The sequence below is a fragment of the Pseudomonas sp. HY2-MNA-CIBAN-0224 genome (genome assembly GCF_040310285.1).
In the GTDB taxonomy this organism is placed as follows: domain Bacteria; phylum Pseudomonadota; class Gammaproteobacteria; order Pseudomonadales; family Pseudomonadaceae; genus Aquipseudomonas; species Aquipseudomonas helleri.
The window spans coordinates 1-15,875 of sequence record NZ_JBEOPQ010000086.1; the positions used below are offsets into that span (position 1 = coordinate 1).

Annotated in this window: 11 protein-coding genes and 1 pseudogene; 9 read left to right on the forward strand and 3 right to left on the reverse strand. The window is 60.9% G+C overall.

What is annotated here, in order from left to right:
- Window positions 1-81: 81 nt before the first annotated feature.
- Genes tssM through vasI form a run of 3 tightly spaced genes read right to left on the reverse strand, consistent with a single transcriptional unit; the run spans window position 82 to window position 5,855 of the window.
- Window positions 82-3,750, reverse strand: a complete 3,669-nt coding sequence (gene tssM / locus AAEZ03_RS24045; RefSeq protein WP_350582075.1) for a type VI secretion system membrane subunit TssM — start codon at window positions 3,748-3,750, stop codon at window positions 82-84.
- 9 nt (window positions 3,751-3,759) lie between these two features.
- Window positions 3,760-5,193 carry a type VI secretion system protein TssA gene (gene tssA, locus AAEZ03_RS24050; protein ID WP_350582078.1) on the reverse strand — a complete coding sequence of 478 codons (1,434 nt, stop codon included), beginning with the start codon at window positions 5,191-5,193 and terminating at the stop codon, window positions 3,760-3,762.
- Complete coding sequence (gene vasI, locus AAEZ03_RS24055) at window positions 5,181-5,855, reverse strand: type VI secretion system-associated protein VasI (RefSeq protein WP_350582081.1); 675 nt, start codon at window positions 5,853-5,855, stop codon at window positions 5,181-5,183. The genes tssA and vasI overlap by 13 nt, the downstream gene beginning before the upstream one ends.
- Before the next feature lie 332 nt (window positions 5,856-6,187).
- On the opposite strand from vasI, the gene tssB reads away from it, so the two are divergent.
- From tssB to AAEZ03_RS24100, 9 genes and pseudogenes are all read left to right on the forward strand, one after another.
- A complete protein-coding gene (gene tssB, locus AAEZ03_RS24060) occupies window positions 6,188-6,703 on the forward strand; it encodes a type VI secretion system contractile sheath small subunit (protein ID WP_048373666.1) in 516 nt (171 codons plus the stop codon).
- An 84-nt stretch (window positions 6,704-6,787) separates the two neighbouring features.
- Window positions 6,788-8,268, forward strand: a pseudogene (tssC, locus tag AAEZ03_RS24065) (type VI secretion system contractile sheath large subunit).
- A complete protein-coding gene (gene tssE, locus AAEZ03_RS24070) occupies window positions 8,269-8,685 on the forward strand; it encodes a type VI secretion system baseplate subunit TssE (RefSeq protein WP_048373670.1) in 417 nt (138 codons plus the stop codon).
- 10 nt (window positions 8,686-8,695) lie between these two features.
- Window positions 8,696-10,462: a type VI secretion system baseplate subunit TssF gene (gene tssF / locus AAEZ03_RS24075; protein ID WP_350582084.1), complete on the forward strand. Its 1,767-nt coding sequence runs from the start codon at window positions 8,696-8,698 to the stop codon at window positions 10,460-10,462.
- On the forward strand, window positions 10,426-11,448 hold the full coding sequence (gene tssG, locus AAEZ03_RS24080) for a type VI secretion system baseplate subunit TssG (RefSeq protein WP_123750162.1): 1,023 nt from the start codon (window positions 10,426-10,428) through the stop codon (window positions 11,446-11,448). Before tssF ends, tssG begins: the two co-directional genes overlap by 37 nt.
- The gene (gene tssJ / locus AAEZ03_RS24085) at window positions 11,445-12,872 is read left to right on the forward strand and encodes a type VI secretion system lipoprotein TssJ (RefSeq protein WP_350582088.1); all 1,428 of its coding nucleotides are present in this window, start codon (window positions 11,445-11,447) and stop codon (window positions 12,870-12,872) included. Before tssG ends, tssJ begins: the two co-directional genes overlap by 4 nt.
- A gap of 37 nt (window positions 12,873-12,909) precedes the next feature.
- The gene (tssK, locus tag AAEZ03_RS24090) at window positions 12,910-14,256 is read left to right on the forward strand and encodes a type VI secretion system baseplate subunit TssK (RefSeq protein ID WP_350582090.1); all 1,347 of its coding nucleotides are present in this window, start codon (window positions 12,910-12,912) and stop codon (window positions 14,254-14,256) included.
- A complete protein-coding gene (icmH, locus tag AAEZ03_RS24095) occupies window positions 14,249-15,055 on the forward strand; it encodes a type IVB secretion system protein IcmH/DotU (RefSeq protein ID WP_350582093.1) in 807 nt (268 codons plus the stop codon). Before tssK ends, icmH begins: the two co-directional genes overlap by 8 nt.
- A gap of 129 nt (window positions 15,056-15,184) precedes the next feature.
- A complete protein-coding gene (locus AAEZ03_RS24100) occupies window positions 15,185-15,697 on the forward strand; it encodes an Hcp family type VI secretion system effector (protein ID WP_048389002.1) in 513 nt (170 codons plus the stop codon).
- Window positions 15,698-15,875 lie beyond the last annotated feature (178 nt).

The window sequence follows — 15,875 nt, forward strand, 5'->3', positions numbered from 1 at the left end:
TGAGGCGCTCTGAAAAGCATCGCGAGCAAGCCCGCTCCCACCCTTGGGTAGCATTGCTCTTAAGTGAACTGCATTGCGCTCCTACAGGGTTTTTAGCCCTCCCGTAGCAGTTGCTACGTGCGGCTGTGCAGCCGTCGGGGCTCGGCGTTCCTCCAGCAAGGTTCTGGGCAATGCAAAGCCTTCAAAGGTGCGCTGGGTGATGGGGTTGTTGGATTTTTCGGCCACGACGCGGTAGCGCATCAATCCGTCGGCAATGGCGAAGGTCAGGTCAACGCTGGTGTCGGTACGGCCGTTGAGGTGGCCTCGGCTGAGCAGCCGAAACAGTGACCACGGGCCGCGATAGCTCAGGCTGGCGGTGTTGCCGCTGCTGTTGACCAGGGTCAGTTGGCTGCCGTTGGCATTGCCCAGGTCGTTGGGCCACACCAGCCCTGTGCGCTGTGGCGCGCCGTGCTGGTAGGGGATCAACTGGCCGTCGACGCTGAGCAGGCTGCTCAGGCGCGTGGTGCTCAGGGCCAGCGGTTCGATGGTGAGTTGCACCGCCAAATGCCCGCGATGGTTAAAGAAGGTGTCGCGAATACGCTCGGCTTTTTTCAACTGTTCCAGCACGTCGCTGCGCACCAGGTAGCCGCCCAGGCTCTCGGAGTAGAGCACGTCGAGGTTGTCTTTGAGGAAGATGTCCAGGTACTGGTCATGGAACTGTTGCAAGCGCCCTTGCGGCCCGAAAAAGGCTTCAAAGTCGTCCAGCGAGGCGTCTTCACCCGTGGTTTTGAACGGGTAACGATCGGCCAGCCGATCACGATAGAAGCTGTAGATCTCGCTGTCCCAGCGCTTTTCCAGCTCGCGCAGGGCGGCAACCACCAACACTTGTGAGGTCTGGTCTGCGAGCTTTTTGACCTGCTGGTTCATCGGTTCCGGCAGGCCCACGGCAACCCGTTGCAGGTTGGCAATCGGGTCGCTGCCGCTGAGCGAAAAACGATTGAGGACGGTCTTCAACGCGGCCTTGCCGGGGTCCGGATTGTCGTGCACGGCCTTGGCATAGTCATGCACGGCGCCAATGGCGCGCAGGGTCTCTTCATAGTAGGAAGGCCGCTCCCCCAGAGGGATGATCAACTGCGCCAAGCCGGTAAAAGCCCGCCGAATACCCGCCGCTTGCTGTTGGCCCTCGGGCACTTTGTCCAGGCTGACCACCGCCGTGCCCTCGATCAACGGCACGGCCGGGTAGATCACGGTGTTGTCGCGCAGCGTTTCCAGCAAACGCCGTAACGGCGCGGCCGGGCCGGTGACCTGCTCCAGCACGGCAACCCCATGGCTCAGATCACGAAAATCAGTGACCACAAACTGGTTAAGCGCTCGCCGCCAGCTGTCTACGTAGTCAGCGCTGTACAGGGCACGAACCCGCTGGGTCAGGACCTTGCGGTCTTCTGGGGAGTAGTCCAGGCGTTGGCGCTCACCGAGCACCCACTGATCGATCATGGCCAGTTCAATAATGTCTTGCGTGCCGGGCTCGAAGTACTCTTTGAAGCCCTTGGCGGTGAGCAAGGGCGCCAACTGCAACTCGCTGCCATCGGTGTCCGCGCTGACCACCAACGGGCGGTAAACAATATCGAAAGCCGGTCCGATTTCATTGCGCAGGTCCAGCGGGCGTTGCAAGCGCTCTTGGGCATCCTGTTTTAACGTGCTGTACACCCGCTCAGCCATGGGCCGCTGGCGCAGTTGCTGCTGCACCTGGGCGATCCGTTCGCGATAATGCGGCAAGTCTGCGTCGGCATATTTCAACGCGTAATTGAGATGGCGCATCAGGTCTGCCTGCAGTTGCCCCTGGCCCGGATACGCGCGCTGCCACTGCTTGGCAACCCAGTCCTCGACGATCTCCGGGCGGCGGTTCTGGCGGTCTTCGATCATGCGGTACACCCGCAACGCCACCAATTGCTGATTGCTGCCCGCAGGCGCGATGTTGATCGCCTCCAGGGCGCTGCTGGCGATGGCGGGCAAAAAGCGTCGGGACAGCAAATTCAAATAGGCCTCGTCAACCCGCGGGCCAATCGCCCTGCCCTGATACAGCCCCATATTGGACAGCAACGGCCAGGCCTCACGGTAATCGCCATACACCGAGACGGCGTCACGGATCTGGTCCAGCGGCGCCAGCAAATTGCGCCCGGTGGCATCGAGGCTGGCGTCAATGTCCCCGGTGCTGAACTCCTGGCTTCTGGCCAAAACGTTCGCGGCCTTGTCACGGTTGACGGTGAAGTAGTACTGCCACAAGCCCACCGCCAGCAAACAGCCCAGCGAAGCCACGCCACAACCTGCGATCAGCAGTCGTTGCTTGCTGCGGGCGACTTTGATGTTGTCACCGGCCAGCCCCGCTTCGGGGTAGATCACTTGCTTGAACAGTTGCTGGGCAAAATAGATGGCATTGCCCTGCGCAGGCTTGACCTCGGCAGGTGGTGGCGGCAGGTGGTAGGGCTGGCCCGCCTCTTTGACGAACGCATTGCTCAGGGTGCCCTGCTGGAAGACCGACGAAAAATACACGCCCCGGACCAGCGCCGGTGTAGTGAAACGGTCGGTGCCGAGCATTTCATTCAAGAAGCCAAACAGTGCCGGGCGCAGCCCTGCCAACTGGCGCAGAAAACCCATCAGCCGGTCACGGTCCTCCAGTGAGCGGGCGCCTCTGAGGCTGTCAAAAACCTGCTCGTTGAGGCGTTCGACAAATGCGCTGTAATGTTCCGCCAACTCCGCCAGCCATGCATCGAAATCGTCGACAGCGTCCAGGCTGAAGGTAAAGCCGAGCAAGTCTTCACGGCCCCGGCGCGACAGCTGAGAAAAGAACTCCTCAAAGCCCTCCAGCAGATCAAATTTGCTCAGCACCACATACACCGGCAGGCGTGTGCCCAAGTGCCGCGTCAATTCATACACCCGTGTGCGAAGCACGTTAGCGCGAGCCTTGCGCGCTTCGGGGCGCTGCATCAGCAAGGCTTGTACATCGATCACCAGCACCACCCCATTCAGGGCGCGGCGGCTGCGATTGCGCCCCAGCCAGTCCAGCAGGTGCAGCCACAGGCGCGGGTGAGTGTCCGCCGGCAACACCGGCCTGAATTTACCTTTGGCCGCCACCGGTTCTTGCGCTTGCTCGGCGCGCTGTTCTTGCGTCAAGGGCTTCGGTTGCGTGAGCAACTCACCCGGCGGGTCGATCAAGACGGCTTCGTCGCCAATCCACCAGTCGATGGCATACGCCAGTTTTTCTTCCGGCTGCGCGCGGGCCCCCGTCCTGTTGATATGGGACAGGGAAAAGCTCTGATTTGAACGGGTGACAAGGCTGGTCTTGCCCGCGTTTTCTTCGCCCAGCACCAGGTACCACGGCAATTGATAGAGCGAACGGCGACGCTCCATATTGTTCAATAAATGGCTCAGGCTTTGATCAAGTGAACGCTCCTGCGCCTCGACATAAGGCAGGCAGGGATCCAGCACAACCGCCGCTTCACGCGCGTGCTCGGCATTGAGCCTGAGCAAGCGTTGACGCACCCGCCAGGCCCAGAACAACAGCGGCACGACCACCACCACAACGCTGGCCGATACGCGCATCGCCAGTGCCGCCAAGGGTTGATGCTCGCGCCATGTCCAGTGCGGTCCCAGCCACCAGATGCCGATCAGCGCAAAGACCACGCCGAGGACAACCATCAGCGCCAGAGCCTGCTTGAAATGCCGCAGCACGGGCCAACCCCAACGCTTGATGTAACTCCAGACCCTTTCCATAAACTGCTCCTACTCCTGAACGGCCTTGATCAACGAGGGGTTGCCAAGGTGCTGGGCCAACTTCTGATACAACTCGGGTTCCCACGCCTGGGCGCTGGTTTCGCGCATCACCCGGGCCACCCCGGCGTAAAGGTCATCGGCCAGCCAGGACAGGCCGCGGGCCCCCAGCAAATCAGCGGCGATCACCGTGGTGTGGCTGCGTTGGCGCGGGGCTTCATGGGCTGCGTGAAGTGCCTGCAAACGCAGCAACACCACCTCAACGCCTTCGGTATTGAGTTGAGTCACCAATTCGTCGCGCAGGCCCGCGTACTCAGGCACCGCACTGCTGGCGCCCTCGCGCTGGTCGGCACCGCTGATCCAGGCCTGGGTTGGCGCATCTGCAAAGGGGGTGCCGTCGCTAAAATTCAACTCAAGCAAAGCCGGGAGCCGACACACCAAGCGCTCACAACAGCGGCGCACGGCCAAGGCCACGTCATCCATTGCCAGGCGCGAGGCCACCTGGGCCGCGAGGTAGCTGCCACGCAGCCAGTACGGCGAGGCCGCGACGCTTTTTTCAATGCGCATCAGCAAGGCGGGCTCAAGGGCATTGGCGCCCAGTGCTTCTTGATACGCGTCAACAATGTCTTGAGGCACCGCGCTTAATTCAGTGCGGCGGTCGCGGGTGATGGCCGGGGCGGCATGCAGGTGCGCCCACAAGCCAAAACGGCGCAGTTGATAGCCCACCGGGTCATAGAGGTCTTGTTGATTGAGTTGCTCGGCCATTGCCAGCAAGGCACGCCGTTGTTCACGTTCGCTGCCCACTGGCGGCGCGATGGTGCGGGTAAACAAGGTCGGGTTCAGGACGCCGGAAGATGGGGCCTGGTTGGCCGACTCAGGGACCGGCGGTTCACTGTATTTGGCCAACTGCCGTTGCAGCGCCTCAATGGGTGCCGGGTCGAGCTTGGCCGCCACCGCGCAGCGCGCAAGGTCGAGCAACGCCTGCTCCGCCGTGGCCTGATGCACCGGGGCAAAGCTGCTGCGGTCGAGGCTCGACAAGGCTTGCCCCAACTCTTCAAGCAGGCGCTTGATCTGCTTGCGCTTGGCCAGGTAGCCGGTCGGCCCCGGCTTGGGGTGCGCACTGTCCCAATACACCTCGACAACACCCGCCAGCAAGCCCACGGCATCGGCCCAGCGCGCCCACTGCCGGGTGCGCAGCCACACCACCTGCAAATGCCCGAGGATGCGCAAGTGCTTGCACTGTCTGGCCAAATACTGGCGGGACGCTTCATCGATATACGGCCAGTCGATGCTGGCCTCGCGCAAGCCGCCAAGTTTGATCATTTCCTGATCAATCGCCTGATAGGTTTCGTCCTCGATATCGAAATACCCGGCGGGTTGCTCCGGCTCGATCGGCGCCAGCAACAGCGGGACGATATCGGCCGGGACCTCGATCACCAGCGGCATGCTTGACGCTCCTGCGCAATCAACGCGTCCAGGCCTTGCGCGTCAAACACCAGCCCATTCAGCGCGGGATCCTGCGTGCTTTTCAGTTCCAGACGCTGGCTGCCCATGATCTGGCGTAACAGCGCAATGGTCGGTAACCCACGACTGAACTCGACCACCAGCCCCGCCTCATCCATCACTTGCCATGTCGCGGTTGAGAGTGGCTGGTCATCGGCCAGCAACTGAATGTGCAGCTTGTTGCGCTTGACCGGCTCATCGAGCACCAGTTGCAAACGCGTAATAGAAGACTCGCAACTGATGGCCAGGGTCGGCCGGGGTGCAAACGCCCCCAAAGCGGGTGCGGAAATAACCACCCGTTGTGCTCGCTCGTTATCCGGCTCAGGCCAGTGCGAGATCAAAAAACGGAAGTCGCCGGGGCTGCGTTTGGCCTCATTGCGCTGCACCAGATCGACTATGGGTAACATTCGCCCCACATAAGCGACGGGTTGTGGCGCCATGCTGCGAATCGGCGTTCCGGCCGCCTGATCAAAACATTCCAGACGCTTTAAAGACGACACAACAGTCGTACAGTCTCGCGCTGCTGGCATGGCCAATGCTTGCTGGCCCCCCATCACCAACAGGCAGGCGCCTAACGCCCATGCCAGCCCACTGCTTATTCGCATTTGCACCTCCTGTATGAATGATGGGCATGACATAACGCGCAAGATCCTTTCTCGCTGATAAAAAGTTCGACGCATAACGCCTTAATTGTTCGGAGCGTGGACTAATTGACAATTAAGTAGCAAGTTAAACACGCTTGAATTAACGCCATTAGTGCAATTAACAGACATATCCCTCAGTGACTTCCTGCAACTATGTAGGGCATGTACTACCAAACTCATAATCGTAATTTCCTACAGAGAAGAGCCACACAACTAAAGGCTTTGGCTGACATGACAGGCCTAGAGAAATCGGTTCCTAATAGGGCTACCTTCGAATGAAAAGGACTTTTCCCATGTCGAAAGCTCACGGTTCCGTAGCTCCAAAAGAACGCATTAACATCAAATACATTCCAGCCACAGGCGATCAACAAGCCGAAGTTGAATTGCCGTTAAAGTTATTGATAACGGGTGACTTTAAAGGCCACGGCGAAGAGTCAGCCCTTGAAGACCGACAACCCGTACGTATCGATAAAGACAACTTCAACGATGTACTGACCAAAGCCGAAGTGTCATTGGAAATGGCAGTTCCTTGCGTCTTGACCAACGATATCGAGAACGACTTGAGCATTAATTTGCAGTTCAAGTCGATTAACGATTTCGGCCCTGATGCCATCGCCCGCCAAGTGCCTGAAATGAACAAACTGCTGGAGTTACGCAACGCGCTGGTGGCGTTAAAAGGCCCGCTGGGCAATACCCCCGCCTTCCGCAAACAGCTGCAAAGCCTGCTGGCTGACGATGCTTCGCGCCAACGGCTTATTCGCGAACTGAACCTGACCCTGCCTGCCCCCAAGGATTCGCCTGACGCCTAGGCCCAAACGCCAAGCGTTACCTGCCTGTTCACTGCCCTGCGACTGCCGAAACCGAGCTCATAAAACGGAGTACCACCCATGCCGATGGAAAGTGCCAACGCCCAAATCCGGGTGACCGATGCCCCCACCTCGCTACTCGATCAACTGCTGGCCAACACCATGATGACCCCGGCCCAGGAAGGCTATGCGGTCGCCAGACAAGGCGTGGCCGCGTTCATCAGCGAGATATTGCAAAGCGGCCATCACGAACAGCCCGTGAACAAGTTCCGGGTTGATCAGATGATCAGATGATCAGCGAAATCGACCTTGCCTTGAGCAGGCAGATGGATGAAATCCTCCACCAGCCGCAGTTCCAGCAACTGGAATCGGCGTGGCGCGGGCTGAAACTGCTGGTGGATCGCACGGACTTTCGCGAGAACATCAAGCTCGACGTGCTGCACGTTACCAAAGAAGAAATGCTCGACGATTTCGACAACGCTGGCGACATCACCCGCAGCGGCCTCTACAAGCACGTGTACACCGCAGGTTACGACCAGTTTGGTGGCGAACCCATCGCTGCCATGATCGGTAACTACACCTTCGGCCCTTCGTCACCGGACATCCGTTTGCTCAGCTATGTGGCCTCTGTAGGCGCCATGGCCCACGCACCGTTCGTCATGGCCGCCAGCCCCGAATTCTTCAATCTCAAAAGTTTCCAGGACCTGCCATCGATCAAGGAGGTCAACGACATTTTTGAAGGCCCCAGCCATACCAAATGGCGCAGCTTGCGCGAGATGGAAGACTCCAAATACATCGCCGCCACCCTGCCCAGCTTTTTGTTGCGCACGCCCTATGACGGCCTGGAAAACCCGGTGCGCAGCTTCAGTTACGACGAAGCCATCGACGGCCAGCATGACAACTACCTGTGGGGCAACACGGCCTTTCTGATGGCCACCCGACTCACCGACAGCTTCGCCCGTTACCGCTGGTGCCCGAACATCATCGGCCCGCAATCGGGTGGTGCGGTAGAGGATCTGCCGGCGCATTTGTATGAATCACTGGGCCAGTTGCAAGCCAAGATCCCCACCGAAGTGCTCATTTCTGACCGCAAGGAATATGAGCTGGCAGAAGCCGGTTTTATCCCGCTGACCATGCGCAAGGACAGCGACAACGCGGCGTTTTTCTCGGCCAACTCCATTCAAAAACCCAAAGCCTTCCCCAAGACCCGTGAAGGTCAGGAGGCCCAGACCAACTACAAGCTCGGCACGCAATTGCCCTACCTGTTTATCGTCAACCGCCTGGCCCACTACATCAAAGTCCTGCAACGCGAGCAGATCGGCAGTTGGAAAGAACGCCAGGACATGGAGCGCGAACTCAATACCTGGCTCAAGCAGTACATTGCCGATCAAGACAACCCTTCCGCCGATGTGCGCAGCCGTCGCCCGCTGCGCGCGGCCCAAATTGATGTGCAGGACGTGGCCGGCAACCCGGGCTGGTATCAGGTGTCGCTGTCGATCCGCCCGCACTTCAAGTACATGGGCGCCAACTTCGAGATCTCACTGGTCGGTCGGCTGGACACCCAGTAATTGGGCCGCGCCAGCTTGTTCGAACGTCTGGAGCCTGACGCACCGCGCTACCGCCCGGGCACCGCGGACGAACAGGCCCGCCAGCGTATCGACGCGATCAAGCGCCATCTGGAGCACGTGCTCAATGCCCGCCAGGGCTGCTCGCAAAGCAGCCCTGAACTGGGCCTGCGCGACTTCAATGGCGCAGCTCAGGGCAGCTCTGACTTGGTGATCGCCATCAGCGCCGACATACGCCGCTCGATCGAGGCATTCGAACCGAGGATCAAGGTCGTTGGCGTGCGCTATCAGCCCGACCCGGATTTACCGCTGGAGCTGAACTTTCGCCTCGATTGCCAGGTGCAGCTCAACCACAAGGACGAAAGGGTGCTGATCGACGTGGCCATGCACGGTCGCGACGGCTACACCCGCGTGAAATAAAGGGGACACCATGGGCTTGAAAGAACGCTTTGCCGAAGAGATGCGTTACTTGCGTGAGCTGGGCCGTGAGTTTGCCGAGGACAACCCGCAACTGGCGCAGTTTTTGGGTGACAAGGCCAACGATCCGGATGTGGAACGGCTGCTGGAAGGCTTTGCGTTTCTCATCGCCAAGCTCGGCATGAAGATAGACGATGACCTGCCGGAGTTGACGCATCCGCTGCTGCAAATGCTCTGGCCCAACTATTTGCGGCCATTACCCAGTTGCACCATCGTGCGTTTCAAACCGCTGCCCGACGCCATCAGCCAGCGCCAGGTGCTGCCCAAAGGCACACCGCTGTTTGCCAAACCGGTGGACGGCATCAGTTGCGAATTTCGCACCTGCACCGAGGTCAGCCTGTACCCGCTGGCGGTCAAATGCGTGAGCGATGCCCACAGCCGCGAAGCCTCGGTGGTGCGCATCGACCTCAGCGTATTGACCCGGCAACCGCTGAACAGCCTGGGCTGCGATCAACTGGATTTTCACCTGGGCGGTGGAAACGCCACGGCGCAAACCCTGTACCTGTGGATCGCCCATTACCTGAAAAGCGTGACCCTGTACGTCAATGGCACCGCCTACGGGCTGAACCCCCAAGACATCGGCTTTCCGGGGTTTACCCCGCAAGAGGCGTTGCTGCCCTACCCGCGCAATGTCTTCGACGGCTATCGGATCTTGCAGGAATACTTCGTGTTCCCGCAGCGCTTTCACTTCTTTAGCCTGACCCGTCTGGGCAAAGCCTGGCCTGCCATCAGCACCGATGAGATTCGCTTCGAGTTCCAGTTCTCCCGGCCCATGCCCGGCGACATTCGTTTACAGACCCACGACCTGCACCTGTTCTGCGCCCCGGCGGTCAACCTGTTCAGCCACGACGCCGAACCCATTGCACTGGACGGGCGCAGCCTGGAACAGCGGGTCATCCCCACCGGGCAGCGCCCAGACGCCTATGAGATTTTCAGTGTCGACCGCGTGGCCGGCTGGAGCGCCAGCGACAAAGAACACAAGGGCGACCCGCTGCGCACCTTTACGCCTTTTGAGTCTTTTCAGCATGAGATCGAACACGCCCAGGGCCGCACGGCGCTGTACTTTCGCACCCACATCGAAGAGTCCCACGGCCGCGAGGGGTTGCAGCAGCGCATTGCCTTTGTGCGCGGCGATGAACGCGACTACATCGGCGAGCATGAAACCGCGTCCATCGAACTGACCTGCAGCAACCGTGACTTACCCCAGGCGCTGGGCATTGATGACGTGTCGCTGTCGACCGAAACCACACCGTCCTTTGCCACCTACACCAATCTGATCGCGCCCACCCGCTCGTATCGGCCGGTGCTGGACGCCAGCCTGCACTGGACGCTGATTTCCAACCTGTCGCTGAACTACCTGTCACTGCTCTCGGCAGAGCCGCTCAAGGCGGTGATCCGCGCCTATGACTTTGCCGCCTTGCACGACCTGCAACAGACCCGCGCCACCCGCAAGCGCCTGGACGGGATTGGCGAAGCCGTCACCACGCCCATTGACTGGCTGATGAAGGGCCTGCCCGTGCGCGGCCTGCACACCCGCTTGAAGCTGGACCAGCAGGCGTTCCTCTGCGAGGGCGAGTTGTACCTGTTCGCCAGCGTGCTTTCGCACTTCTTCGCGCTCTACGCAAGCATCAACTCCTTCCACATGCTGGAAGTGATCAATACCACTAACAACGAGTGCTATGAATGGCCACTGTTGACCGGCAGACAACCCGTGATCTAGCCGACACGCTCCTGGCCGATGCGCGGAACTACTCGTTCCATCGTCTGCTGGAACACCTGCACGCGCTGCACGACGATGACCTCGAAGCCCAGCCTGCAAGCCGCGCCAGCCGTCGCCGGATTCGTTTGCAAAGCCACGCGGGCATGGGCTTTCCGGCCTCTGACCTGACCGTTGCCGAGCGTGTCGATGAAACGCTCGGCAACGAGCGCTACCGCGTGCAAACCACGTTTCTGGGCTTGCAGGGCGCCGACTCGCCGCTGCCTGGTTATTACCTGGACCGCCTGGCCTATGAGCAAGCGCAGGGACGTGGCATTCGCCCCGAGTTCCTCGATTTTTTCAATCATCGCCTGCTGACCTTGCTGCACCACAGCTGGCGAAAATATCGCTACTACATCCGCTTCCAGGCAAACGCTCGCGACCGCTTCTCGCGCTATGTGTTTTCCCTGATTGGCCTCAATGACAACGACCTGCGCGGCGCGACACCGCTGCCCTGGGGGCGTCTGTTGAGCTTTGCCGGGTTGATTGCCAGCCGCAGCCGTGCGCCGTCAGTGGTGAGCGGAATTGTGGAACATTGCTTTGATCTGCACGGCGTTTACATCCGTGAGTTTGAACCGCGCTCGGTGCCCTTGCTCAAGCGCCATCGCGTGGCCCTCGGCTCACTTAACGGTGTACTCGGGGAGAACTTCACCATCGGCGACCGTGCCCGCACACGCGCCAGCCAATTCACCCTGGTGATCCCCAACCTGTCGCAAAAGCGCTTCCGGGAGTTCCTGCCCAGCGGCGGCCAGTGTGCACGGCTGCGCCAGTTGCTGGATTTTCTGGCGCGGGACGTACCGGCTTATTACGTGGAACTGGGCCTGCGCGAAGAAGACGTGCCGCCGTTCAACCTGCGCCGCGAAGGCGGGACTCACTTGGGCTGGACCAGTTTCATCGAGTGCCAGGCACAACGTCACCCCGCCGTGGTACGGATCAGGGGGCGCGCATGAACCTCACGCTGGTCATCAGCAACCCCGCGCAATTACTCCACGGTTGCCAGCCCACCCACCGTTTTGCCTTGCACGGCGGCAGCATCGGCAGTGCGGACTGCGACTGGCTGCTCAACGACCGCAGCCACAGCGTTCGCCCCCACCATTGCCAGATCCACTGGCTGGGCAATCGCGCCTGCGTCACCGATCACTGCGGCCACACCTATGCCAACGGCCATGCCCTGCCCTTGGGCCGTGGCACCACCGTGCAGTTGAACGAGGGGGACTTTTTACACATCGGCGACTACCTAATCGCCGTGCACCTGGATGCCCATGAGCTGACAGACGACCGTCGCCACCTGAGTCAGCGCTCGCTCAATGAACTGCTCACCGGTCGCCGGGATGGCCTCGAAGACTGGAACGCCCACACGTTGCCTTTTCTGCCCCCGGCAGACACGAACACGCACATCTGCCACGAATTTGAGCAGTTGAGTCGCCCTCTGGACCCCGCCCGGGAGAGCGACCCGCTGCTGGCCCTGGAGGCGATCACCGCAGCGCCGCCATTGCACGACGTGCTGGATTTTGCAGCCCACGCCAGCGCTGACAAACCCCGCGTCGAGCGCGCAACACCCCACCGCGCCGTGCACCTCGACAGCACGCACGTGGGCGGCCATATCCGCTTCGCCCTGTTGCTGCTCGGCTGCCTGGCGTTGGTCGGTTGCACCCTGCTCGGCAAGATCGGCCAGGTGATCTGGACACCGTCGATCCCGGTGGGCGGACCTGATGATCAACCCAGCCGCTACTCGTTGAGCCTGTATGCCAGCCACAGCGTCAATCAGCGCCTGATCATCCCCGGAGCCGGCCCCGCCGAAACGCCGATTCGTTCGCCCTATACCGTGAACGTGGAGGCCGCCAGCCCGCAGGCGCTGACCGAGCAATTGCAGGCGCTGCTTGATCACGTTCACGAGACCGTCACGCCACAGTCAGCGGGCCTGCCGGAGCCCGACGAGGACACACAAATGTCTGTGGTTGAAGCCTCGCCCTTTGGCGACTACGACGTCCCCGGAGTGAGTTTGTCTACCCCGCAAGACGCTGAAGCGCCACGTTCCATCGCCAGTCCCATCGCGTTCAAGGTGCTGCAACTGAGCGATGACAGCCTGCTGCGCAACGCCAGTCTCCAGACGCTGACGGATGACCTGAAAAAGACCTTGGGCAGCACCTGGATTCGCGCCGACGACTACCTGCTGCAGCCGGGCCAATTCAAATTTATCGACCCGCAGAGCCTGGACGAAGACACGCGGTTTATCGCGGTGATCGCCCACTACTACGACGCCGACAACGCCCAGTGGAAGCAGACCCTGCGCGTAGACCCCAAGGGCCATCAATACGCGCTGCTGGTGCAACTGGACGCCGCCAGCGTTGAGCTCAAAGGGGAAACCCGATGAATGCCTTTTCACCCCCTTTCACGCAGAGAGCCCACTGATGAGTTCACGTCACCCGGTCATTTGGTACGAGGGGTTGTTTGTCAAACCCCAGCATTTCCAGCAACAGGCCCGCGCCGCCGAAGCGGCCGTGCAGCAACGCCTCAACAGCCTCAACGACACGCTCTATGGTTTCAGCGAACTGGCGCTCAACAGGGAGTACTTGAGCTTTGGCAAGATCGCCCTGACCCGGGCACGCGGAATCATGCCCGACGGCAGCGCCTTTGATATCCCCACTGATCAGGCGCCGCCCACCCCGCTGGAAATTACCCACAGCAGTGCGGCCAACCTGACCGTGTTCCTGACGCTGCCGCTCAAGTCGGCTCAGGCCCTGGAAATACGCTGGCCCGAAGGCTATGCCAACAGCCGTTACCTGGCCCAGCAGGTGGATGTGCGTGACACCCACAGCGAAGTCGGCGATGTGACCACGATGAATGTGGCCGTGCCCAACCTCAAGCTGATGCTTGAGGACGAAGACCGCAGCGCCTTCACCTGCATTGCCGTGGGCAAAATCCTCGATAAACGCCCGGACGGCAGCCTGGTAATGGACGAGCATTTTTACCCCACTTGTGTGTCCTTGCAGGCCGTACCGGTGCTGCAACGCTACCTCGGTGAAGTGGCCGGGCAGATCCGCGAGCGGGCCAAAAACCTGGCCGAACGCATCGGCTCGTCGGGGCAATCGGGGGTGGCCGATGTCACCGATTTCAACCTGCTGCAAACCCTCAACCGGATGTACCCGCTGTTCCAGCACCTGGCCCGGCAACGCCATGTCCACCCGGAGCGGCTGTACATCACCTTCGCCCAGGCCTGCGGCGAACTGGTGACCTTTACCGACGAGGGCCGCCTGCCCCAGGAGTACCCGGCCTACCAGCACGACAACTTGCGGGCCTGCTTCAAACCGCTGGAGCACACCTTGCGCCGGGCGCTGGGGACCGTCTTGCAGCCACGTGCCGTGTCGCTGCCCATCGTCGCCCAGGAATTCGGCGTGCTCACTGCGCTGCTGGGCGACAAACGCCTGCTGGACTCTGCCGAGTTCATCCTCGCGGTACGCGCCAATCTGCCGCTGGAAACCCTGCGCGAGCAGTTGCCCAAACAGATAAAGATCAGCGCCACCGAAGCCTTGGGCGAACTGGTCAGTTTGCAGTTACCGGGCATTGCCCTGATCCCGCTGCCCGTGGCGCCGCGCCATCTGCCGTTCCATGCCGGCTTCAGCTACTTCGAACTCGACCGTCATCACCCTGGCTGGCAGAGCCTGAGCACGGGCAGCGGGTTTGGCTTCCATGTCGCCGGCGACTTCCCGGAACTGGAACTGCAGTTCTGGGCGATCAGGAGTGAAAAAAATGAGTGAAGACACCACGCCTGAGTCCTCCATCAAAGCGCTTGAGGAGGCGATCACTCCCGCCCCGCCGGTCATCACAGAGCAAACGCAAACGTACCTGGCCGACCCTGAATTCGAGTTGCGCGGCCTGGCCTGGAATCCGTTGTGCGACCCGGCCATGCCCTTGATCGGCCTGCTGATCCGCCTGCGCCACCTGGACCGGCATGCCGATATCAACGCGCTGTACCGCGACCTGCATAACCAGATCAGCACGATCATGGAAGAGCTCAACTCGCTGGACTATGACCCCGGCGCGCTCAAGGCGTATTCCTACAGTCTGTGCCTGCTGGTGGACGAAGTGGTGATGAGCACGCCGTGGGGCAGGTGTTCAAACTGGAGCACGCGTTCGCTGCTCAGCGTGTTTCATCATGAATCCTGGGGCGGCGAGAAGTTCTTCACCCTGCTCGCCCGCATGGCCACCGACGCCGCCAAATACCAGCACGTGCTGGAGTTCATGTACCTGTGCCTGTGCACGGGCCTCAAGGGCAAACACGGCAACGTGCCCCGAGGCGATGACGAACTGCAACGGATCATCAATCACCTGCACGGCCTCTTGCGCCCGCTGCGTGGCGAGACGCCCAAACGCCTGACCGACCCCCTGACCCACGTCGCCCCGCGTAACTACCGCATCAAACGCGCGTGGCCGCTGTGGACACCCTGGGCCATGGCAGGCGCGGTGCTGGTCGTGGCGTACACGGTGTACGCCGTGCGCCTGCACGGCATCACCCAGCAAGTGCTGGTTTCCCTCGACCGGATTCTCACGCTGTAGCCGATTTTCAGCGCGCCCGTGTCGGGCGTCTGTAATCCCTTGGTCCTTATCGGGCCATAAACCCATGCCGTCACACCGACGGTAGCAACCCCATCGGGTTGTTCTATTGATCGTTACAAGGAGTTTGTCATGCCAACACCTGCCTACATCAGCATCCACGGCCAGACCCAGGGCCACATCACCAAAGGCGCGTTTACCGGCGACTCGGTGGGCAACGTGTATGTGGAAGGCCATGAGGACGAAATTCTGGCCCAGGAAGTCGACCACCTGATCAGCACCCCCACCGACCCGCAAAGCGGCCAGCCTTCGGGGCAACGGGTACACAAACCGCTGATCTTCACCAGTGCCTTGAGCAAGGCCTCGCCCATGCTCTACCAGGCGCTGGCCACCGGCGAAATGCTGCCCACCGTTGAGGTCAAGTGGTTCCGTACCTCCACCGATGGCAAACAGGAGCACTTCTTCACCACCAAGCTGGAAGACGCCACCGTCGTCGAAATCCACACCGTTTTGCCCCACGCCCAGGACAGCGATAACGCCAACTACACCCAACTGATCAAGACCAGCCTGGCCTACCGCAAGGTCAGTTGGAGCCACGTGGTTGCAGGGACCGAAGCCTCAGACGACTGGCGCAAGCCGGTTTAACCCACCGCTGTTTCTGCCCGCTCTGGCAGGCAGTTTTATGTGTTCGCCAGCGCACGCCCCGTCGCCATGACGGGGCGTGCGGTAGCGTGCCTCAGGAGCGCCCATGCCCCGTCAAAGCGATCTGCGTTTTACCTTCGAGCCCCTGCAAGGCGATGCCTTTGAGGTGGTCGAGTTCAAG

Coding starts and splice junctions, on each gene's coding strand:
- tssB (WP_048373666.1), top strand. CDS start 6,188: ATGTCGAAAGCTCACGGTTCCGTAGCTCCAAAAGAACGCATTAACATC.
- tssK (WP_350582090.1), top strand. CDS start 12,910: ATGAGTTCACGTCACCCGGTCATTTGGTACGAGGGGTTGTTTGTCAAA.
- tssJ (WP_350582088.1), top strand. CDS start 11,445: ATGAACCTCACGCTGGTCATCAGCAACCCCGCGCAATTACTCCACGGT.
- vasI (WP_350582081.1), bottom strand. CDS start 5,855: ATGCGAATAAGCAGTGGGCTGGCATGGGCGTTAGGCGCCTGCCTGTTG.
- AAEZ03_RS24100 (WP_048389002.1), top strand. CDS start 15,185: ATGCCAACACCTGCCTACATCAGCATCCACGGCCAGACCCAGGGCCAC.
- tssA (WP_350582078.1), bottom strand. CDS start 5,193: ATGCCGCTGGTGATCGAGGTCCCGGCCGATATCGTCCCGCTGTTGCTG.
- tssF (WP_350582084.1), top strand. CDS start 8,696: ATGGGCTTGAAAGAACGCTTTGCCGAAGAGATGCGTTACTTGCGTGAG.
- tssM (WP_350582075.1), bottom strand. CDS start 3,750: ATGGAAAGGGTCTGGAGTTACATCAAGCGTTGGGGTTGGCCCGTGCTG.
- tssG (WP_123750162.1), top strand. CDS start 10,426: ATGGCCACTGTTGACCGGCAGACAACCCGTGATCTAGCCGACACGCTC.
- icmH (WP_350582093.1), top strand. CDS start 14,249: ATGAGTGAAGACACCACGCCTGAGTCCTCCATCAAAGCGCTTGAGGAG.